This window comes from Aliamphritea ceti, assembly GCF_024347215.1.
Lineage (GTDB): Bacteria > Pseudomonadota > Gammaproteobacteria > Pseudomonadales > Balneatricaceae > Amphritea > Amphritea ceti.
In genome coordinates, this window is record NZ_AP025282.1 from 1,705,036 (window position 1) to 1,724,814 (window position 19,779).

Annotated in this window: 20 protein-coding genes and 1 tRNA gene; 6 read left to right on the forward strand and 15 right to left on the reverse strand. The window is 49.5% G+C overall.

The window, feature by feature from the left end:
• Nucleotides 1–25: 25 nt before the first annotated feature.
• The 9 genes from OCU49_RS07780 to OCU49_RS07820 all read right to left on the reverse strand — a co-directional run bounded on the left by OCU49_RS07780 (nt 26) and on the right by OCU49_RS07820 (nt 6,787).
• A complete protein-coding gene (locus tag OCU49_RS07780) occupies nt 26–619 on the reverse strand; it encodes an ANTAR domain-containing response regulator (RefSeq protein ID WP_261844416.1) in 594 nt (197 codons plus the stop codon).
• Between the two features lie 326 nt (nt 620–945).
• Nucleotides 946–1,386, reverse strand: a complete 441-nt coding sequence (locus OCU49_RS07785; protein ID WP_261844417.1) for a VOC family protein — start codon at nt 1,384–1,386, stop codon at nt 946–948.
• Nucleotides 1,387–1,519: 133 nt separating this feature from the next.
• Nucleotides 1,520–1,891: a hypothetical protein gene (locus tag OCU49_RS07790; protein WP_261844418.1), complete on the reverse strand. Its 372-nt coding sequence runs from the start codon at nt 1,889–1,891 to the stop codon at nt 1,520–1,522.
• A 293-nt stretch (nt 1,892–2,184) separates the two neighbouring features.
• Nucleotides 2,185–3,033 (reverse strand): DUF4392 domain-containing protein, encoded by an 849-nt coding sequence (locus tag OCU49_RS07795; RefSeq protein ID WP_261844419.1) that lies wholly within the window; start codon nt 3,031–3,033, stop codon nt 2,185–2,187.
• Nucleotides 3,034–3,249: 216 nt separating this feature from the next.
• Nucleotides 3,250–4,185, reverse strand: a complete 936-nt coding sequence (locus OCU49_RS07800; protein ID WP_261844420.1) for a 5-oxoprolinase subunit C family protein — start codon at nt 4,183–4,185, stop codon at nt 3,250–3,252.
• The gene (gene pxpB, locus OCU49_RS07805) at nt 4,185–4,862 is read right to left on the reverse strand and encodes a 5-oxoprolinase subunit PxpB (RefSeq protein ID WP_261845207.1); all 678 of its coding nucleotides are present in this window, start codon (nt 4,860–4,862) and stop codon (nt 4,185–4,187) included. Before pxpB ends, OCU49_RS07800 begins: the two co-directional genes overlap by 1 nt.
• 8 nt (nt 4,863–4,870) lie before the next feature.
• Nucleotides 4,871–5,605 carry a 5-oxoprolinase subunit PxpA gene (locus OCU49_RS07810; RefSeq protein ID WP_261845208.1) on the reverse strand — a complete coding sequence of 245 codons (735 nt, stop codon included), beginning with the start codon at nt 5,603–5,605 and terminating at the stop codon, nt 4,871–4,873.
• Nucleotides 5,606–5,629: 24 nt separating this feature from the next.
• Nucleotides 5,630–6,418, reverse strand: a complete 789-nt coding sequence (locus tag OCU49_RS07815) for a putative hydro-lyase (RefSeq protein WP_261844421.1) — start codon at nt 6,416–6,418, stop codon at nt 5,630–5,632.
• Between the two features lie 174 nt (nt 6,419–6,592).
• Nucleotides 6,593–6,787: a hypothetical protein gene (locus tag OCU49_RS07820; RefSeq protein WP_261844422.1), complete on the reverse strand. Its 195-nt coding sequence runs from the start codon at nt 6,785–6,787 to the stop codon at nt 6,593–6,595.
• A gap of 327 nt (nt 6,788–7,114) precedes the next feature.
• Between OCU49_RS07820 and OCU49_RS07825 the strand changes: the two genes are divergently transcribed.
• Together OCU49_RS07825 and OCU49_RS07830 are read left to right on the forward strand one after the other, a co-directional pair.
• Nucleotides 7,115–7,190: transfer RNA gene (locus OCU49_RS07825), tRNA-Glu, on the forward strand.
• A 239-nt stretch (nt 7,191–7,429) separates the two neighbouring features.
• Nucleotides 7,430–7,852 (forward strand): DUF3135 domain-containing protein, encoded by a 423-nt coding sequence (locus OCU49_RS07830; RefSeq protein WP_261844423.1) that lies wholly within the window; start codon nt 7,430–7,432, stop codon nt 7,850–7,852.
• Nucleotides 7,853–8,068: 216 nt separating this feature from the next.
• Here OCU49_RS07830 and OCU49_RS07835 read toward each other — a convergent pair whose 3' ends face one another.
• The 5 genes from OCU49_RS07835 to OCU49_RS07855 are packed head-to-tail and all read right to left on the reverse strand — an operon-like array spanning nt 8,069 to nt 14,153.
• The gene (locus OCU49_RS07835; RefSeq protein ID WP_261844424.1) at nt 8,069–8,290 is read right to left on the reverse strand and encodes a formate dehydrogenase subunit delta; all 222 of its coding nucleotides are present in this window, start codon (nt 8,288–8,290) and stop codon (nt 8,069–8,071) included.
• A gap of 45 nt (nt 8,291–8,335) precedes the next feature.
• On the reverse strand, nt 8,336–9,199 hold the full coding sequence (gene fdhD, locus OCU49_RS07840; protein WP_261844425.1) for a formate dehydrogenase accessory sulfurtransferase FdhD: 864 nt from the start codon (nt 9,197–9,199) through the stop codon (nt 8,336–8,338).
• A gap of 18 nt (nt 9,200–9,217) precedes the next feature.
• Nucleotides 9,218–12,082 (reverse strand): formate dehydrogenase subunit alpha, encoded by a 2,865-nt coding sequence (gene fdhF / locus OCU49_RS07845; protein ID WP_261844426.1) that lies wholly within the window; start codon nt 12,080–12,082, stop codon nt 9,218–9,220.
• 11 nt (nt 12,083–12,093) lie between these two features.
• On the reverse strand, nt 12,094–13,662 hold the full coding sequence (locus OCU49_RS07850) for a formate dehydrogenase beta subunit (RefSeq protein WP_261844427.1): 1,569 nt from the start codon (nt 13,660–13,662) through the stop codon (nt 12,094–12,096).
• On the reverse strand, nt 13,662–14,153 hold the full coding sequence (locus OCU49_RS07855) for a formate dehydrogenase subunit gamma (protein WP_261844428.1): 492 nt from the start codon (nt 14,151–14,153) through the stop codon (nt 13,662–13,664). Before OCU49_RS07855 ends, OCU49_RS07850 begins: the two co-directional genes overlap by 1 nt.
• A 383-nt stretch (nt 14,154–14,536) precedes the next feature.
• On the opposite strand from OCU49_RS07855, the gene OCU49_RS07860 reads away from it, so the two are divergent.
• On the forward strand, nt 14,537–15,607 hold the full coding sequence (locus OCU49_RS07860) for a substrate-binding domain-containing protein (RefSeq protein ID WP_261845209.1): 1,071 nt from the start codon (nt 14,537–14,539) through the stop codon (nt 15,605–15,607).
• Between the two features lie 153 nt (nt 15,608–15,760).
• Entirely contained in the window at nt 15,761–16,537 is a 777-nt protein-coding gene (locus OCU49_RS07865; RefSeq protein ID WP_261844429.1) for a TSUP family transporter, read from the forward strand.
• 234 nt (nt 16,538–16,771) lie between these two features.
• Here the strand turns inward: OCU49_RS07865 and OCU49_RS07870 are convergent, their stop codons facing one another.
• Nucleotides 16,772–17,665 (reverse strand): MurR/RpiR family transcriptional regulator, encoded by an 894-nt coding sequence (locus OCU49_RS07870; RefSeq protein WP_261844430.1) that lies wholly within the window; start codon nt 17,663–17,665, stop codon nt 16,772–16,774.
• 374 nt (nt 17,666–18,039) lie between these two features.
• Here OCU49_RS07870 and OCU49_RS07875 point away from each other — a divergent pair, with 374 nt between their 5' ends.
• Together OCU49_RS07875 and OCU49_RS07880 are read left to right on the forward strand one after the other, a co-directional pair.
• Nucleotides 18,040–19,092 carry a TRAP transporter substrate-binding protein gene (locus OCU49_RS07875; RefSeq protein WP_261844431.1) on the forward strand — a complete coding sequence of 351 codons (1,053 nt, stop codon included), beginning with the start codon at nt 18,040–18,042 and terminating at the stop codon, nt 19,090–19,092.
• 150 nt (nt 19,093–19,242) lie between these two features.
• Nucleotides 19,243–19,713 (forward strand): TRAP transporter small permease subunit, encoded by a 471-nt coding sequence (locus tag OCU49_RS07880; protein ID WP_261844432.1) that lies wholly within the window; start codon nt 19,243–19,245, stop codon nt 19,711–19,713.
• Nucleotides 19,714–19,779: the final 66 nt, after the last annotated feature.

Sequence of the window (19,779 nt, forward strand, 5' to 3'; positions counted from 1 at the left end):
TGGTAATTCTGCGGATTTGCGGGTGTCAGTGCTCCAGTGCAGTAATCAGTTGCCGGGCCAGTTTGCCGAGGCTGATACTTTGGCTCATCGACATATTTCGCATGGCGATGAATGCTTGCTGTTCGTCACATTTCTGATGTCGCATCACCAGGCCTTTGGCCTGTTCTATGAGTTTTCTTTCGTCCAGTGACTGTTCTGCCTGCGCCAGGTTTTGTTGCAGATTCTTGGTCGCTTCGAAACGCAGACAAGCTACGCGGATGATTGAAGCAAGACGTTTATATTGCAGGCCGCTGACGATATATGAGCTGGCACCGGCAAGGATAGCCTGTTCAGCGGTTGCCTGATGGTCTGATTCGGTAAAAATGATGACGGGTACCGGTTGCCATTGCTGGATCAGTTTAAGTTGTTCGAGTAGCTGGGGACTTAGCTGTTGTTGTCTGATAAATATAATATCAGTAGAAGCCTGCTGCAGATCGGCAAGCAGGTTTGGCTGGCAGGCTTGATGGATGTCATAGCCTAAGTGAGTCAGCGCATTCATTAGCGCCTGATCAGTGTCTTGCTGGTCATCCAATAGGTAGAGCCGTGAGTATAATGGCCTGGAGTTAATAGGGGTGTTCATTATGCCTGCTGTCATAGTTTCATCATCAGAATGCTTATTATCAAAGCTCAAAGTTAAAGCTGTTATAGCAGGACTTAGATAGCAGAAACTGTGCCAGAGAGAGCAGATAAAGAATTCGTTACTTTTATTGTTATAAAAATCAATTGGTTATGCGTTTTTATTTTGTGGGCTTCAGTCGCCTTGGTTGGCGTTATGGCTGCGCACTTTCAGTGCGGTTTTTTGCGGGTGCACAAATTCTGTGCCGAATGATGGTTTGAGGTTGGCTGCCGTCAAAGTAAAAAGCCACCGGAAGGCAGTGGCTTTTTCAGGCAGGTTTTCCAGGGTGTTTACCAGTGCCCGGTATTCTCCATAGAGGCCCAGGGCTCAGCTGGCGCCAGTGACTCACCTTTTTGCAGTAACTCAATAGAGATGTTATCCGGGGAGCGCACAAACGCCATATGACCGTCACGGGGTGGGCGGTTGATAGTGACACCGGCATCTTGCAGTTTCTGGCAAAGGCTGTAGATATCATCTACCTCAAATGCCAGATGGCCGAAGTTGCGGCCTTCATCGTATTCTTCCGGGTCCCAGTTGTAAGTGAGCTCTAGCAGCGGACTCTGATGTTCGCGGGCGTGAGCTTCATAGTGAGGATCAGCCAGAAAGCACAAAGTGAAGCGACCGCCTTCATATTCGTTACGTTTGGTTTCAACCAGGCCGAGCAGATCGCAATAAAATTTCAGAGATGCGTCCAGGTCGTTTACCCGAACCATAGTGTGTAGATAGCGCATGGTGGCCTCGTTGTCGTGGAGAGAGTGTTGAGAGTGACGAGTGTTTTCTGCGGCTTTGGCCGTCTCTTGTCATCTGCCTGATTCTACATAAGTTGCCCGTAATATTGCAGATAAGAATACAGCGTATTGTTAGTCAGATGATCCACCAAAAGAATCCGATAACTGAAGCTGCAATCGCCATTGAAATTGTCAGCAGATAAAGGGCAATCAACAGACTGTAGTATTTGACCGCGAGATAACCTGCCCCAAGTGCAAAGCCTCCGCCCAGCATGGACTGAAGCCAGCCCGGCCAGAGGCCGGGGTGGTTGCTAAAGGCGAATACAGCCAGGGTTGAAAGGGTTACTGCCAGCAGAAAATCCAGACCAATACGACGTATTAGCGGGTCTGGCTTGAGCGAGGGTACAGACGATGACTTTGCCACCGGCGCATCATCGCGAATAAAAATTGCCTGGTAGGGATGTTCGTTATCAAAGTGCAGCGTATAGCGCGGAAGTTTCGCATTCATAAGCAGTCCTTTTATTTAACATGGCTTTAAGTATAGGAAGGACTTTTGTTAACTATTTGAAAATAAGTAATTTATTGTATGAACTTTATGTGACAGCCTGCGAAACAGGTATTGAAGACAGGGACTGCGTTTGTTTAGTGTGGCAAGAATTTACCTGGGTGCTTGCTTAGTATAAAAAGCGAGGAGGGATTGGCTAGAGTTGAATCTCCTGCGAGTGATGACCAGAAAGCTGCTTGTATCGCCAAACGAAAACGGCCGCTGAGTAGCGGCCGTTGTTAAGAGTAGAAGGGCGATTAAGCCATGCCGATGATCTTACGCAGTTCCAGCAGTACAGATTCACCTTCTTCCATTGGCAGACCGTCTTCAGTCAGTTCGTTCAGACGGGTTACACCGTCGACGCTACCCAGACCAGACAGGTATTCCAGAATTTCCAGTGGCTTCACTGCTTCAAGCAGGTCAATGTTGTTCCACAGGCTAAGGAAAGACATGATGCCGTATGCACCCCAGTTAGATACGTCTGCGATGCACAGTTCGTCCACGCGGGTAGATGCAGACACAATGTCCAGATCTTTCAGGGCTTCGGTGATGTTGCCCATGCCGATTTCGTTACCGCCGTCGCCGATGCCGATTGTTGGGCATTTAGCGTTGTTAATGAAGGTATCGAAGCAAGCGGTACGTGGGCTGATGCTTTCGCCACGCATGTTGTAGTAACCGCCATCAGCAGCCTGACCTGGGCGTTCGATAGACAGAACGGCATCCGGATTGTAGTGATACAGTGCCTGGAAAGCTTCCAGTTTACGTTCCTGGTGTTCGCCTACACGGATTTCGTGTACACGGAAGTCTTTCATCAGTGCCTGGGATACCGGTGGTCCACATACAATGACTGGTGTTGCACCTAAGGTTTCCAGCGCACGGTAAAGAGCGATAGCGCCAACAGGGCCATCGGTTTCGAAAGTATCAACGACCGGAAAACCGGTGCCGATCAGAACGTGACCTTTACATTTGTTGAGGATACGCGCTGCACGCAGGTAGTAACCGGTTTGCAGAGCAGGCTGAACGGTTTTCATACCGCGCAGGTTACGGGCTACCAGAGCATCTTCGATTTGCTGGCTCAGCGCCGCCTCATTCACTACATTTTCCATAGGTCATCTCTCTTTTTTGTCTACTTCGGCTGGTCACGCTGGCTGTTTAAGCCCGCTTTGGCTGACCAGTCTGAGTAGCGCCAAAAGTTTATTAACAGCTGATAGCGGTAAGCCGTTATCAGCATTTTTTTATATCAGTAAAACGTCAACTTACCGGCGTGTCAGATGCAGTTACTTGTCATACTGCATGCAACTTAACCGGCAGTGTTTTTTCGCTTATAGAGCTTCAGGCTCTGTCCGTGCGAAACGTGCCTGTTCCAGACAACGCAGGTTGTGTGCTGCGTCGATACTTATTTCTTCAAAAGATACGGCTGAGCCTGGTAGTAACTGGGTCAGGCGTGCGGTATCCATGGCGATCATGGAACCGATTTTAGGATAGCCACCAATAGTCTGACGATCGTTCAGTAGTACGATTGGCTGGCCATCTGCAGGTACCTGAATCGCGCCGTGACAAATGCCTTCAGACAGAATACCGTCAATTGATGGTGTAATCTGTGGGCCTTCCAGGCGATAGCCCATGCGGTCTGCACGGTCAGTTACCTTGTATTCGCTGCTAAAGAACAAACGTTTCTGTACATCGCTGAAAGCATCCTGTTGATAACCGGTCACAACCCGCAGTGAAACTGCAGCGGTGTAATCCGGACGGAAAGCTTCAGGCAGACGATACACTTGCTGGTCAGGAGCTGCTTCAGCAGGAAGGAAATCACCTTGCTGGAGTTTTTCACCGCTAAGACCACCAATACCTTCACGGGTAACGGTTGCTGTACTGGTAAAGCTTTTTGCAACAGTGAAACCACCGCTAACGGCCAGATAAGCACGGGCACCGGCAGTGGAGAAGCCAATATCGATACGGTCACCGGCCTGCACTTTATGGGCGCACCAGCCTTCCTGTTCTGTGCCGTTGATTTTCAGTGGCATGGCAGCGCCAGTCAGAACGATATACGTGTCGCACTGGGCTTCCATAACCAGGCCGCCGATGCTGACTTCAAGCGCGGTTGCATTAGCGTTATTGCCAAGCAGGCGGTTAGCCCAGTCAAAGGCATTGCTGTCCAGTGGTCCGCCGGTCGTCAGACCAATACGGTGCTGACCGATACGGCCGGCATCCTGAATAAGAGTTAACAGGCCAGGCTGTAATACTTTGAATCCGCTCATTACAGTTCGCCTCCCAGAGACAGAAATTCATCACGTTCAATCGGCTGGAAGCGAATTCTGTCACCGACCTGTACAGGCATGCTTGGTGTCGCTTCAGGGTTGAACATTCGGGTAGGGCATAAACCGATCAGGTTCCAGCCGCCTGGAGATACTGCCGGGTAAACGGCGGTCTGACGGTCAGCAATAGCGACTGCACCACGGGGGACTTTCTGACGGGGAGTTGAAAGACGTGGCGCAGCAATGCGCTCGTCTACTTCGCCCAGATAAGCGAAGCCCGGTGCAAAGCCGATGGCATAGACCCGGTATTCCATTTCACTGTGGATCTTAATGACCTCTTCCACGCTCAGGTTGGCACGGTTAGCCAGATCTTCGAGGTCCGGGCCTGATTCAGTGCTGTAGTAAGCTGGCAGGCTCACCAGGCGACCTTCAGACGTTTCGCCTTCTGTCTGATCGCTCAGTGCTGTGCGAATACGGCGACGTACTTCCAGATGGTCGCAGGCTAATGGATTAAAGATCACTAACAGAGATGCGTAAGAAGGCACCATGTCGATCAGCACATCGGAGAGCGCCGTTTCCAGAGCATCTACTGCCTGCTGAACTTTGGCTGATACCGCAGGGTCGGTTTTTTCACCGAAATAAAGTATCAGGGCGTTTTCGCCAGCAATCTCGAGTTTCATTGCTGCACTCATGATTTGATCATCTCGCGGATTTCCTGAATGGCGTTAACACCATCCATGTTGTCGCCATGAACACACAGAGTATCTGCACGCAGGTTGAGGATATTGCCGCTTACCGTTGTGATAGTACCCTGGTCTTTAAGCTGTTTAACCTGAGCCAGCATTTTTTCTTTGGTGTGAACGGCACCGGGTTTGCTGCGTGCCAGTAATTTGCCGTCGTCGTCGTAGCAGCGGTCAGCAAAAATTTCGAACCACAAAGAAATACCTGCTGCGTCAGCTTCAGCCTGAATGGTTTCGGCTTCCGGTGTGCTTTGCAGCATCAGAACCAGCGGACGGTGGTAAGACGCAATAGCTTCCATGATGACTTTACGTACGTCAGCATTGGCCATCATGTCGTTGTACATAGCGCCGTGCGGTTTAACGTAAAACAGTGACAGGCCCATGCTGGCTGCCATGCCGTCAATCGCAGCAATCTGATACATCACCATAGCTTTCAGTTCAGCAGGGGATGCCTTGATGCTACGGCGGCCAAAGCCAACCAGATCCGGATAACCCGGATGTGCGCCGATAGTTACATCATTTTCTTTTGCTAGTTTCAGGGTCTTTTCCAATACCAGCGGATCGCCAGCGTGGAAGCCACAGGCAATGTTCGCCTGATCGATATGTGGCATAACCGCTTCATCCAGACCCATTTTCCAGGAGCCGAAGCTTTCACCTAAGTCACAGTTGAGTTGTAACGTCATCATCTATTCTCCAGTGTGGCCTGATTACAGTACGGCCAGGCGGCTATTTGGCAGGTCGGTAATTAACATGTGGCCTGGGCTGTGGGTAATGCAAAAGTCTGGTTTAGCCTGTTCGATGGCAACCTGTGGTGTAACACCGCATGCCCAGAATACTGGCAGCTCGCCTTCTTTAATGGTGACAGCATCGCCGAAATCAGGGTTGTTGATGTCACTGATACCGATCTGTGAAGGATCGCCAAGATGCAGTGGTGCACCGTGTACGGATGGGAAGCGGGTGCAGATCTGTACAGCACGGATAGCATCAGCCGCTTTCATTGGGCGCATGCTTACCACAGTTGTACCGTGGAAACGGCCAGCGCTGCGGCAATCAATGTTGGTACGGTACATAGGCACGTTTACACCTTCAGTGATGTTACGTACTTCCAGACCGTCGGCAATCAGTGCTTCTTCGAAGGAGAAAGAACAACCCAGAACGAAAGTCACCAGATCATCGCGCCAGTAATCTTTAACGTCTGCTACTTCAGCAGTCATTACGCCGTTCTCGTAAATACGGTACTTAGGAATGTCGCTACGGATATCCAGGTCTTCACCCAGATCTGGCAGCATAAATGCACCAGGCTGGCTGGACATGCCAACAATCGGGCATGGTTTAGGGTTTAGCTGACAAAACTGCAGAAAATCATTTGCCCATTCTTTTGGCATGATCGCCAGATTGCCCTGTACAAAACCCTGAGCGAAACCTGAAGTGTTACCAGCGAATTCACCGCTGCGGATTTGCTGGCGAATTGCCAGTGGCGTCATATCTGCGTTCATAATAAACCTTAATCTGAAACGGCTTAGCCGCTATTGTCTTTATTGTCTTGGTCAGGCTGCTCTGAGCATAAAGTATATGCGTCTTATTGAATGCAGCCAGCGGGAACTAGCAGACAGGACCAGCGGTTCTGTCTGAAGATGAATAACTGTGCAGGAAAAGCTTGACTGACAGGCTTATGCCCGTTGAGTTAACCACTGATCAACTGCTTGTTTTGAGCGGGCAAAGAATACCACCCGGGCAACGGTGCTCAGCGCGCCATTGTGGTTTACATTACGACGGTAAACCCACCAGCTGTCATTGGCTTTTTCGACAACTTCATCAACGTGGCGGATTTGTTGAAACTGGTGAAAGGGCATGGCTGTTCGCATGGCTGCTTATTCTCGTATTTGGCTCGCGAAAAAAGTATCTCGGATTGACAGTTTTACCTGTGGCAGTGACGGCTGTCTAATGAATAATCGTTGCCAGATCTGATAATATTTATTTATCAGATCTGTTTGTTGAGGTCTGCCGACAAACCGCTTGGGGCAATGTTTTGAAAACGGGTGTTTCTGGCAGTTTTTTTGGTTCCTGATATTGACAAAAAATCAGGTGAAGGTATTATACGCCCCGTCCTTAGGATGACCTGAAGAAAACAGTTATTTACTTATTTACAAGTACTTAAAGGTTACGTCTGAAGTGAGATTCCTATCTGCAGCGTCCCATTCGTCTAGTGGTCTAGGACACCGCCCTTTCACGGCGGTAACAGGGGTTCGAACCCCCTATGGGACGCCATTTTCTCTTCTTGTTTTTTCTATCTGTTTTGCACTTATCCCGTATTTTTCTCACCGATTTTGTGCCCATTCCGGTGATATTCTCATTTATCTGCCATACTTTATTTCAAGATCAGGCTTCTGTTTGCTATGAGTTTGGCTATCAGGCTGCTTCAAAAGCGTTGCGCTGTTAGTCCGGTGAGATAGCTGGCCTGAGTTGTAGCAAGCTGTATAGCTGTGAGCGAGATAGAGGGTGAGCCTATGTTTACCAATCACCAGTCACTGGATCTGGACCGAATTGCTTTATTGGCGACGACTAAGCCGGATGTGATCGACCGCTATTTGCGTTTTAAAGTGCGCCAGATTCTTAATCAGGCAAAGCCTGATTCACGTTTAATGCTGGAGCGTTTGCAGTTTCGTATAGATGGTATCCGGCGTCGGGCTGGTTCACCTATGTCTGCCTGTCTGCAGATTTCAAAATTTATGCATGAGCAGCTCTGGGAGCTGAATGATGTACTGAAAAATGGTGTTGCGCTGACGCATCCTAAAGGGGTTGCGAATGTTGCAGAGGATAGGCCAGAGCCACCTGCTTCAGAAGTGCCTTCGCTTAAGGCGAAGGTGCTGCCGTTTAAGCGTAAGCTGGACAGGCATTTGCCGGATAACCATAAGCCAGATAGACATTAGGCTTTAATGCGAACTTTGAGGTTTTTGGAGAGAATGCCGTCAGGCTAAAAAACCGCAATTATCTCGGGGGTGGTTGTGGTTTTTCTTTATTAAATATTGTCTGCCGTTTTTGTGTAAAAGCTTTATATAAAAACAGGCAGATAATTGCTGTGCTGGTGGAGCGCCCCAGCAAAAAAGCCACCTGTGAAGGTGGCTTTTTTGTGTCTGCAGAAATATTTATTTCGGCAGTTGAGTAACCGCCAGACGGGCGATATCGTTCAGTTCTTCGCCACCTTCACTCAGATACGCATTGATCTGCTGCTTCATTGGGCGTGCCCAGAAGCGAGTGATGTGTGACGCGACAGCTGCAGCTGCGTCGTCAGCAGTGCCAACATGAACGTTGTTGTCTGCAATTTGATTAACCATTTTAATCAGACTGCTTAGTGTTGCATTTCCCATGGATACACTCCATTTATGACTGGCCAGTAAAGCTGGTCAGTGAAATTAGTCTCTCGGTACGTCTGACCGGTTGTAAACAACATGTTTACCCTGGCGGGCAAAGCCAATCAGGTTTAAGCCTGACTGCCGTGCCAGATCCAGTGCCAGACCGGTAGGAGCAGAAACTGCCACCAGGGTCGATACGCCACAGCTACTGGCTTTATGAACCATCTCGTAGCTGGCGCGGCTGGATACCAGAGCGAAACCAGTGGTCAGATCGACCTTGTCACGTTTCAGTGCGCCGAGCAGTTTGTCGAGCGCATTATGACGGCCCACGTCTTCGCGAATCATCTGAATGTTACCGTCCAGATTACACCAGGCTGCACCGTGAAAAGCGCCGGTCAGTGATTGCAGCGGCTGTCGCTGGCTTAGCTGACCGATAGCTGTTTCTACGGCTGTCGATCCAATCAGCTCAGTTTTAGATACTTTGCGGATCGGGCGAATAGCCTGTTGCAATGATTCGGCACCGCACAGGCCACAACCAGTGCGCCCCGTCAGATTACGGCGACGTTGTTTCAGCAGAGCAGCACGCTGACTGCTAATAGCAACCTGGATTTCGATACCGGCCGTCAGACTGTCTGTCGGACGAATCACGTCGATGCTGTAGATCTCATCGCTGTGCTCGACAATGCCTTCGCTGAGGCTAAAGCCTGTGGCGAAGTCTTCCAGATCATTTGGGCTGGCCATCATCACGGCATGAGAAATGCCGTTAAAGATCATGGCAACAGGCACCTCTTCAGCGATCTGATCTTCGGTGTCGGTTATCTGGTCCAGTTGCCGTCGGGTTACCTGAGCACCCCGGTGGCAATGTTGCAGTTCCTCCGGGAGCGTATGCTCGCCGGAGGACTGGCTGAAACGTGGTTGGGTCATCAATGTTCTCGTGACACGTTATTGTGGCTGGTCAGCGCTTTCACGGCCTTGCTTCAGGAAGTCCTGCTGCTGCTCGTCAAAGTTCTGGTAGTTTTGCTGCCAGTTGGACGGTGAATTTACCTTCACTGCCTGAACGGCGGTCACCTTGTACTCAGGGCAGTTAGTTGCCCAGTCAGAGTTGTCGGTGGTTACTACGTTCGCGCCGCTGCCAGGATGGTGGAAGGTGGTGTAAACCACGCCAGGCTGAACTTTATCGGTAATGCGGGCACGCATTACTGTGTCGCCGGCACGGCTGCTGATGCCAACCCAGTCGCCATCTTTAATGCCGCGTACTTCTGCATCAGAGATGTGCAGATCCAGTACGTCCTCATCATGCCATGCCTGGTTAGGCGTACGGCGGGTCTGAGCACCTACGTTGTATTGCGACAGGATACGGCCGGTGGTCAGCAATAGCGGGAACTTCCGGCTAGAGCGTTCTTCGGTTGCAACGTATTCAGTAATGGCAAAGTTGCCCAGGCCAATTGGGAAGCTTTCGATGTGCATGGTTGGCGTACCTTCCGGTGCAGCATCGTTACATGGCCACTGAATGCTGCCCAGCTCTTCAAGGCGGTCATAGCTAACGCCTTTGAAGGTTGGTGCCAGAGAAGCAATCTCATCCATGATTTCAGATGGGTGGCTGTAGTTCATTTCGTAACCCAGCGCGTTGGACAGCGCCATTGTTACTTCCCAGTCAGCCATGCCAGCCATTGGTGGCATTACCTGACGAACACGGTTGATACGGCGTTCGGCGTTGGTAAAGGTACCGTCTTTCTCGAGGAAAGAAGCGCCTGGCAGGAATACGTGTGCGTACTTAGCTGTTTCGTTCAGGAAGATGTCCTGGACGATCAGGCAGTCCAGCGCGCGCAGTGCTGCATCTACGTGGTGGGTGTTTGGATCAGACTGTGCAATGTCTTCGCCCTGGCAGTACATGCCACGGAAAGTACCGTCGATAGCAGAGTTGAACATGTTAGGAATACGCAGGCCTGGCTCGTTATCGATCTTAACGTTCCAGCTGGCTTCAAAACGTGCCCGGATAGCATCATCAGCAACGTGCTGGTAACCCGGCAGTTCGTGCGGGAATGAACCCATGTCGCATGAACCCTGTACGTTGTTCTGACCACGCAGTGGGTTTACACCTACGCCTTCACGGCCGATGTTACCGGTCGCCAGCGCAAGGTTGGCAATACCCATTACCATGCTGGAACCCTGGCTGTGTTCAGTTACACCCAGACCGTAGAAGATTGCGCCGTTAGGGGCAGCTGCGAACAGGCGTGCTGCGCTGCGTAGTTCAGTAGCAGGAATGCCGGTGATATCTTCAGTTTGCTCTGGTGCATGACGCTCTTCAGAGATGAATGTACGCCACTTGTTATAAGCTGCATTATCGCAACGCTTGGCGATAAATTCTTTATCTTCCAGGCCTTCAGTGATAACAACGTGAGCCATAGCGTTGATGAACGCAACGTTAGTACCTGGACGCAGTTTCAGGTGGTGGTTAGCCTGGATGTGCGGGCTCTTAACCAGTTCAGTCCGACGTGGATCTGCAATGATCAGCTGCGCACCTTCACGGATACGACGCTTCAGACGTGAGCCGAATACCGGGTGAGCATCAGTCGGGTTAGCACCGATAACCATAACCATGTCAGCTTTCATGACAGAGTCGAAAGTCTGTGTACCGGCAGATTCGCCCAGAGTCGTCTTCAGACCGTAACCGGTTGGAGAGTGACATACACGTGCGCAAGTATCAGTGTTGTTGTTACCGAAGGCAGCACGGATCAGTTTCTGAACCAGATAAGTTTCTTCGTTAGTACAACGTGAAGATGTGATACCGCCAACAGATTCACGGCCGTGTTTAGCCTGAATGTCTTTGATGCGGTCTGCAGCAAACGTCAGTGCTTCTTCCCAGCCAACTTTTTTCCATGGCTGATCAATAGAGTCACGGATCATTGGCTCAGTAACGCGGTCGTTATGGGTTGCATAACCGAAAGCAAAACGGCCTTTCACACAAGAGTGGCCACGGTTCGCTTCGCCGTCTTTGAACGGCACCATGCGAATTACTTCGCTACCCTTCATGTCGGCTTTGAATGAACAACCTACACCACAGTATGCGCAGGTAGTGATAACGCTGTGCTCTGGCTGACCACGTTCAATAACGCTCTTCTCCATCAGAGTAGAGGTTGGGCAGGCCTGTACACAGGCACCACATGAAACACAGTCGGATGCCAGGAAGCCGTCGTCCTGACCGGCAGCAACTTTAGAGTCGAAACCACGGCCATCGATAGTCAGTGCAAATGTACCCTGAACTTCTTCACAGGCACGTACACAACGGGAACAAACGATACATTTGCTCGGATCGAAAGTGAAATACGGGTTTGATTCGTCTTTCTTGGCGTCCAGGTGGTTTTCACCTTCAAAGCCGTAACGTACATCACGCAGACCAACAGCACCGGCAACGTCCTGCAGTTCGCAGTCACCGTTACTTGGACAAGTCAGGCAGTCCAGAGGGTGGTCGGAAATGTACAGTTCCATGATGTTGCGGCGTAGCTTAGCCAGCTTGTTGTTCTGCGTGGTAACGGACATGCCGTTTTCAGCAGGAGTGGTACATGAAGCCGGAGTACCGCGGCGGCCTTCGATTTCCACGGCGCAGATACGGCAAGAACCGAATGCTTCCAGGTTATCGCTGGCACACAGCTTAGGAATGTTAATGTTAGCTTCGGCAGCAGCACGCAGTACGGAAGTGCCTTCCGGTACAGTTACGTCCATACCGTCGATGCTCAGTGTCACCAGGTTCTCGGAAACACGGGCCGGCGTACCGTAATCTTTATTAGGATCAAAATGTTGCAGCATGATCGGACTCCTTAAGACGCCATGTCTTCGGTGACGGGTTTATGCAGGTCTTCTGGGAAGTGATTGATAACGCTCTTCACAGGGAACGGAGTCATACCGCCCATTGCACACAGGGAGCCGTCAATCATGGTATCGCAGAGATCATTTAGTAATTCTAGGTTATCTTCGCGGTTTTCGTCATTGACAATACGATCAATGACTTCTACGCCACGGGTAGAACCGATTCGGCAAGGGGTACACTTACCGCAGGATTCAACAACGCAGAATTCCATAGCGAAGCGAGCCTGCTGGGACATATCTACAGTGTCGTCGAAAGCAACTACGCCACCGTGACCCAGAACAGCGCTTACCGCTGCGAAAGATTCATAGTCCAGAGGTGTGTCCCACTGGCTTTCTGGCAGGTATGCACCCAGTGGGCCACCTACCTGAACAGCACGCATCGGACGACCGGAGAAAGTACCGCCGCCGAAGTCTTCCAGCAATTCACGCAATGTCAGACCGAACGCCAGCTCGACTAAGCCGCCGCGCTTGATGTTGCCGGCCAGTTGGAATGGCAGGGTACCCAGAGAGCGGCCCATGCCGTAATCTGCGTAAGCCTTGCTGCCTTCAGCCATAATGTAAGGAATAGCAGCCAGAGACAGAACGTTGTTAACAATAGTAGGCTGACCAAACAGGCCAACGATTGCTGGGAGAGGTGGTTTAGCACGCACCAGGCCACGTTTACCTTCAAGGCTTTCCAGCAGGGAGGTTTCTTCGCCGCAGATATAAGCGCCAGCGCCCAGACGTACTTCCAGGTGGAAGGTCTTGCCGCTGCCCAGAATGTTTTCGCCTAGCAGATTAGCTGCTTCTGCTTTAGCCAGTGCTTCATTTAGCAGTTGGTGAGCGATAGGGTATTCAGAACGCAGGTAGATGTAACCCTGAGTTGCGCCTACCGCCAGACCTGCAATGGTCATGCCTTCAATAAGCATGAATGGATCAGCTTCCATTACCATACGGTCAGCGAAGGTACCGGAGTCACCCTCATCGGCGTTACAAACGATGTATTTTTGAGCCGCATCACCCGGTGCAACAGCATCGTGTACTGTCTGCCACTTAATACCGGTAGGGAAGGCTGCACCACCACGGCCACGCAGGCCGGAGTTTTTAACTTCATCAACGATTGCCTGGCCAGACATTTCCAGAGCCTTCTTCAGGCCTTTGAAACCGTCGTGAGCTTGATAGTCTTCAAGGCTGACCGGATCAGTAATACCGGCACGGGCGAAGGTCAGACGCTGCTGTTTCTTCAGGTAAGGGATTTCTTCGGTAAGGCCCTGGCACAGTGGGTGGCTCAGGCCGCCGTTTACGAAATCTGCATCGAACAGGCTGTCGATATCTTTGGCTTCGACAGGACCGAAAGCAACACGGCCGTTAGCAGTTTCAACTTCAACCAGAGGTTCCAGCCAGAACATACCGCGTGAGCTGTTACGTACTATCTCGATGTCTGCACCGCGATTTTTTGCTTCAACGGCCAATTCAGTAGCCAGGCGCTCAGCACCCATTGCCAGGGCAGTGGTATCCCGTGGGATATAAACTTTAACCATTACTTCACCTCCAGCGCTTGGGTAGACAGCTGATCGACTAGCTGGTCGAACTTGCTTGCTGTTACACGGCCAACGACATCGTCATTTACCTGAATGGATGGTGCGCATGCGCAGTTACCCAGGCAGTAAACAGGCTCCAGAGACATTTGCTGATCAGCGCTTGTCTGGTGGAAACCAATGCCCAGCTTCTCTTTAACATGTGCTTCCAGCTGACGTGAGCCCATAGACTGGCAGGCTTCAGCGCGGCATACCTGAATGGTGTGCTTACCCGGTGGGGTAGTACGGAAGTGATGGTAGAAACTGATAACGCCATGGACTTCAGCGCGGGACTGAGCCATACCTTCCGCAATAATGCTTACGGCGTCGGTATGGATATAACCCTGGGCGTCCTGAATGGCGTGCAAGATAGGTAACATTGCGCCGGGAAGATTCTTCATCTCCTCGACAATGTCACTGACTTGCTGGCGACTCTGCTCGTTGAATGCAGTCATTTTTTGCTCACCTGCTTTAAGTTTCTCAGCTTTTTTTGATTATCCGGCTTATTAATCTGCCGGTTTAACCAAAAAATGTAATGCTGAGCAGCTCTTGTTGAATAATTTAACCGGGAATAAACCGTTCACCGAAAGGCAACGGGTTACAGAAAAACACCCTTTTGCCTGCGATTAGCAGTAAAATTCACAGCCTGTTTATCTGAGTGCGACACTGCTGTTCGTAATTACTCATTATTAAGTATTACAAATGCAAACGACTCTTATTTATAATTTATATATGAACTCATCTTCATATTTGGCTAAAATGAGTACAGATTTATCCCTTTTAGATGCGCTTAAGGTAGCATCGGGCCAATGAATAGAAAATATGAACAATTATGCATATTAAGAGAATACAAGTTGTACCGGGATGGTCGTTCAGGGATGAAAGTGGCAATGAGCTGAATCCGCAACTGTTCAGTTTGCTGGCGGCTATCCACGAACATGGCAAACTGACAGCAGCCACAAAAAGTGTAGGGATTTCCTACCGTCACGGTTGGAATCTGTTAAATACCTGGGCAGCATTTTTTGGTGTGCCGCTGGTACATATGCAGAAAGGTAAGGGGGCTACCCTGACCCCTCTGGGGGACAAGTTACTCTGGGCCAAGCAGCGGGTTGTTGCCCGTTTGGAGCCGCAATTAGATAGCTTGACGTCGCAACTGAATCTGGAAATTCATCGTGCGCTTGAAGGTGTCAGCCCTTTAGTGCGGGTGCATGCAAGCTATGGGTACGCTGTGGCTCTGTTACCTGAGCACGCCAATGAAATTCAGTTAGATTTACAATATAAAAGCGGTGAAGAAGCTTTGGCTGCACTGAACCGAGGCGCCTGTGATATTGCTGGTTTTCATGTACCTATTGAAGGCATGAGCCAGGCGCAAATAGAAAAGTATGGCCGTTACCTGAAGCCCCGTGTGCATAAAGTGATTCAGTTTATAACCCGGCGACAGGGTTTGATTGTGAAACGTGATAATCCTTGTGAAATTCAGGGGTTGAGTGACCTGCTGCGTAAAGACGTACGGTTTATTAACCGACAGGAAGATTCAGGTACTCGCACATTACTTGATGAACTGCTCCGTCGTGAAAAGATTAATCCTGCAAAAGTATCCGGCTACGACGATGAAGAATTCACTCATTCTGCAGTCGCAGCCTATGTTGCAGCTGGTATGGCTGATGTAGGTATTGGTGTAGAGGCGGCAGCCAGACAGTTTAATCTTGATTTTATACCGTTATCTTATGAGCGGTATCTGTTTGTTTGCCATCATCGTAGTTTGCAGCAGGAAGCGATCATCAGATTTCTGGAAATGATCCGTACCAGTCAGTTCTATCAGGCGGTACGAGAGTTGCCAGGCTATAGCCCGGACCTCTGTGGCGATGTGGTAGGTGTTGAAGAAGCGTTGAGTCAGTCTTCTTCTTAATTTCTCTGTGTAGATTACTCTCAGTAAATTATGTCTGCGTGCATTATAAGTTAGCTGTTCGTATAAGAGATGTGCGTTTGGTGTATGCCCGTTAGCTCAATGAGTACTGAGAAAGCCGCTGTGGTTAGCAGAAGCATATAAAGGAAAGGGTAGATGGAAGGCTTAGAGTATTACCAGTATGCGCTAATCGGTGTGATTTTTATCTGGAGTGGTTTCGTTCGAAGCGGGCTGGGATTTGGCGGTGCAGTATTAGCGCTGCCGTTCTTGTTATTGATCAAAGATGATCCGTTAATTTTCTTGCCAATTATCGGCGTGCATCTGTTGTTCTTTTCAGTGTTGATTACCTGGAAGAGTAGCCGTAGCCAGTCAGACAGCAGCAGTTTTTTCGAATCCTCATCGATTGACTGGCCGTATCTGAAGTACAGTCTGAAGGTAATGATCATCCCGAAGCTGATTGGGGTATTCGGCCTGCTAACGCTACCGGCTACCCTGATGAGCAGCATTATTTACGTGATTGTTATTGCCTATGCCATTTCTTATGTTCTGAATAAACCGCTGAAGAGTAACAGTAAAACGCTGGATACCGTGTTTCTGATACTGGGTGGTTATATCAGTGGTACATCGTTAATCGGAGCGCCGCTTATCGTTGCCGTGTTTGTGTCTAATGTAGCCAAACATAAGTTGCGGGATACGCTATTTATTCTCTGGTCGATTCTGGTACTGATAAAGCTCGTATCTTTTGTGATTGCGGGTGTGGATTTGCAGCTGATTCATCATTTGTGGTTATTGCCACTGGGATATATTGGTCATCTTATTGGTGAAAAAGCACATCAGAAAATGTTGGCTGCAGAAACGCCAGTGTTCTTCAGGGTCTTGGGCAGTGTGCTGATTGTTGTCAGTGCGATAGGGCTGGTGAAGGCTGTTATTTAGTAGCTGCTGTTTTAATGCTGATTTAGAGCTGAAAAAGCCGCTGGAATATCCGGCGGTTTTTTTATGCAGAGTGTCAGATTCTTTATTGAATAATGTCCATCATGTGTCAAACCAGCTTCTGGATGACACTAATTTGTCCAGTGGCCGATAGTGATGTCCGGCTTTTGAGCAGGTCTTGTTTCCGTATCGGTGAAATGTCTGGAGCTCTTAGATTATGTCAGCAGCTCTCTGGTCTTAATTTGTGCGTTTTTTAAAGCGTTCAGTCAGATCGAACATGTTCTCCAACTCGCGCATTCGCTCGGACGTTTGCGCCCAGAGCTTTTCTTCCAGTGCAACAACCAGTGCTTCGGCAAAAAACAGAGTGACTACTCCGGAGTCCCAGCCGGATTTTCCTTCGATACGAATGGGCAGAGTGTGGTCTGCATAACCAGCAACCGGAGACAGCCACTGGTCCGTGAAAAGTATGATTTTAGCGCCTCGGGAATTAGCTAATCGACTGGTGGTAATAAGGTCCTGTTCGTAGCGGCGTACGTCGAAAACGATGAGTACGTCATCAGCTTTGATTTTCAGTAAGTGGTGCGGCCAGAGTGCTACTGCTTCCGGAAAAATGTGAACATTTTCACGGATTACTTCTAAGTGAGTATTCAGATAGCGGGCGAAAGCACTGGTAATTCGTCCACCAACAATATGCAGAGCACGGTCCTGTTGGGCGAGAAGATCGACTATGGCATCAAACTGTTCGTGACTAATCTGATTAAGGCTGTGGCGCAGGTTAGTGGTTACCGTTTCTGCCACTTTGTTCAGTACATGACTTTCCGGAGCATCCGCCGCCCACTGATCATGCTTGGTGATAGGGTCTGAAAGGGTTTGTTGCAGCTCGTCTTTCAGTTCCTTCTGGAAAGTGGTGAAACTGGAGTAACCGATTTTCTTCAGGGTGCGCATGACTGTAGGCGTCGACACGCCGCAACTTTCCGATAATTCAGTAATAGACACCATGCCTGACATTGGATAGTTAGCCAGTAAATGATTAACGATCTTCATTTCAGCCGGGCTGAACTGGTTCAGCTGGGAGCGGATTAATTCGGCAATTGTATGGCTGTTATCCGGGGCTGTCGGGTTGTCATTCATTGGCGGCATACTCGTAGTCGGGTGGCGGTGAGGCGCTATTCTACAGTGTTTTACTGTAATTATTCGTATGTAGATATGGCTCTACAGTCTACTCCTGAGGTGCTTCTTATTTTTACTCAAAACCGTGTTTTAAAGCTTGCTATAAAGCTTAGCCATTAACTCAACCAGTAAGTCTGCTGAATAAATTAATTGCTGATTTGAAGCACGTTTTTTTGTAAAGCCTGTTTGTAATTTACCTTACATAAAAAATTTGACAAGTAAAATATGTAATGTATAAATGTTTACATCCATGAGCTTGTTGCTCAGACTGGATCAGATTCGTGACGTTCGGAATACAAAAAAAATAATCTTGCTGATACAGCAGAGGACAGAGAATGAATAAGAATAAACGCGATTTTATAAAGAAGGCGGTCGTCGGTGGTGCAGCAACGGCTGCAGCTGCGGTTAGCGCGCCATATGTGCAGGCCAAGTCGGCGCCAATCAAGTGGCGTTTACAGACGTATGCCGGTGCGGCTTTGGGTGAGCATGTTATCAAGCCTGCCGTTGATGCATTCAACAAGGCTGCCAACGGTGAGATGGAAATTGAGCTGTACTATGCTGATCAGCTGATTCCTACCCCTGAACTGTTCCGTGCCCTGCAGAAAGGCACAATCGATGCGGTTCAGAGTGACGATGATTCTATGGGAGCACCTGTCGATATCTCTGCATTCGGTGGTTATTTCCCGTTCGCTACCCGTTATAGCCTGGATGTACCGGTTCTCTTTGAACAGTACGGCCTGAAAGAAATCTGGGAAGAAGCATACGATGAAGTCGGTGTTAAGTGGCTGAGTGCCGGCGCATGGGATCCATGTCATTTCGCAACCAAAGAACCAATCAATAGCCTGGCTGATCTGAAAGGTAAGCGGGTATTCACTTTCCCGACAGCAGGTCGTTTCCTCAACCGCTTTGGTGTTATCCCGGTAACTCTGCCGTTTGAAGATGTTGAAGTTGCGTTACAGACTGGCGAGCTGGACGGTGTAGCCTGGTCGGGTATCACCGAGGATTACACTTCGGGCTGGGCTGAAGGTACAGGTTACTTCCTGACCAATAACATCTCCGGTGCCTGGTGTGGTTCTTTCTTTGCCAACTCCGATTCCTGGGCGAAAGTGCCTGATCATCTGAAGGAATTGTGGCAGCTGTGTATGGATAGCTCTCACTATTATCGTCAGTACTGGTACTGGGGTGGTGAAGCACAACTACGTGTGGAAGGTACCAAGATGCAACTGACCTCCATTCCGGATGAAGAATGGGCATTGGTTGAGGCCGAAGGTAAGAAGTACTGGGAAGAAGTTGCTGCTACCAGTGACCGCGCCAAGAAAGTGGTGGATATCTTCAAGAAGTACAACGAGACCATGGAAAAAGCCGGTCGTCCTTACCGCTACAGCTAAACACTGCTGCGGTTATCTTAGTCCCCCTCCAATTTCCATGCCCGGAGGGGGCTTTTCAGTTTTTTATCTGGGTACGTGATTGTGTATAACGCGATTCAGGCTTACATACGGTTTATCTATAAGTTCAACCGTACGGTAGGCATATTTGCCATGTACTTGGTATTAGTGATGATGGCGATTTTGCTGTTTTCATCTATATCCAAGGGTATTGGATCACCACAAATCTGGGTGATTGAAATGGCGCAGTTTACGATGGCTGCGTATTACTTGCTGGGCGGCGGTTATTCCATGCAGATGGATGCCCATGTACGGATGGACGTGTTCTACGGCACCTGGTCGGCGAAACGTCAGGCGATTACTGACGCCTTAACTGTACTTTGCCTGATTACTTATCTGGTCATGCTGTTTTATGGCGGTGTTTCCAGCAGTCTGTATGCGCTTGAGTATGGACAGAAAAACTATTCCTCCTGGGCGCCACCACTGGCACCTATCAAACTTATTATGACCGGCGGCATCCTGCTGATGTTATTACAGGTGCTGGCAACTTTTGCCCAGAATGTCGCTGATGTATTAGGTAAGCCGTTTGACGTTGAGCAGCATCCGGAGGAAACCTCAGTATGAGTTATGTATTGGTTCAGGATGTTTGTGCCGGGCTTTATGCCGGACAAGGTTATGCATCCGATGTTG

What these genes read in the sequence shown, in the direction of transcription:
- OCU49_RS07780 (WP_261844416.1), bottom strand. Translation starts at nt 619, where the DNA reads ATGAACACCCCTATTAACTCCAGGCCATTATACTCACGGCTCTACCTA.
- fdhD (WP_261844425.1), bottom strand. Translation starts at nt 9,199, where the DNA reads ATGACCCAACCACGTTTCAGCCAGTCCTCCGGCGAGCATACGCTCCCG.
- OCU49_RS07815 (WP_261844421.1), bottom strand. Translation starts at nt 6,418, where the DNA reads ATGAACGCAGATATGACGCCACTGGCAATTCGCCAGCAAATCCGCAGC.
- pxpB (WP_261845207.1), bottom strand. Translation starts at nt 4,862, where the DNA reads ATGAAACTCGAGATTGCTGGCGAAAACGCCCTGATACTTTATTTCGGT.
- OCU49_RS07790 (WP_261844418.1), bottom strand. Translation starts at nt 1,891, where the DNA reads ATGAATGCGAAACTTCCGCGCTATACGCTGCACTTTGATAACGAACAT.
- OCU49_RS07820 (WP_261844422.1), bottom strand. Translation starts at nt 6,787, where the DNA reads ATGCGAACAGCCATGCCCTTTCACCAGTTTCAACAAATCCGCCACGTT.
- OCU49_RS07830 (WP_261844423.1), top strand. Translation starts at nt 7,430, where the DNA reads ATGTTTACCAATCACCAGTCACTGGATCTGGACCGAATTGCTTTATTG.
- fdhF (WP_261844426.1), bottom strand. Translation starts at nt 12,082, where the DNA reads ATGCTGCAACATTTTGATCCTAATAAAGATTACGGTACGCCGGCCCGT.
- OCU49_RS07880 (WP_261844432.1), top strand. Translation starts at nt 19,243, where the DNA reads ATGTACTTGGTATTAGTGATGATGGCGATTTTGCTGTTTTCATCTATA.
- OCU49_RS07800 (WP_261844420.1), bottom strand. Translation starts at nt 4,185, where the DNA reads ATGAGCGGATTCAAAGTATTACAGCCTGGCCTGTTAACTCTTATTCAG.
- OCU49_RS07835 (WP_261844424.1), bottom strand. Translation starts at nt 8,290, where the DNA reads ATGGGAAATGCAACACTAAGCAGTCTGATTAAAATGGTTAATCAAATT.
- OCU49_RS07865 (WP_261844429.1), top strand. Translation starts at nt 15,761, where the DNA reads ATGGAAGGCTTAGAGTATTACCAGTATGCGCTAATCGGTGTGATTTTT.
- OCU49_RS07810 (WP_261845208.1), bottom strand. Translation starts at nt 5,605, where the DNA reads ATGACGTTACAACTCAACTGTGACTTAGGTGAAAGCTTCGGCTCCTGG.
- OCU49_RS07855 (WP_261844428.1), bottom strand. Translation starts at nt 14,153, where the DNA reads ATGACTGCATTCAACGAGCAGAGTCGCCAGCAAGTCAGTGACATTGTC.
- OCU49_RS07870 (WP_261844430.1), bottom strand. Translation starts at nt 17,665, where the DNA reads ATGAATGACAACCCGACAGCCCCGGATAACAGCCATACAATTGCCGAA.
- OCU49_RS07850 (WP_261844427.1), bottom strand. Translation starts at nt 13,662, where the DNA reads ATGGTTAAAGTTTATATCCCACGGGATACCACTGCCCTGGCAATGGGT.
- OCU49_RS07785 (WP_261844417.1), bottom strand. Translation starts at nt 1,386, where the DNA reads ATGCGCTATCTACACACTATGGTTCGGGTAAACGACCTGGACGCATCT.
- OCU49_RS07795 (WP_261844419.1), bottom strand. Translation starts at nt 3,033, where the DNA reads ATGGAAAATGTAGTGAATGAGGCGGCGCTGAGCCAGCAAATCGAAGAT.
- OCU49_RS07875 (WP_261844431.1), top strand. Translation starts at nt 18,040, where the DNA reads ATGAATAAGAATAAACGCGATTTTATAAAGAAGGCGGTCGTCGGTGGT.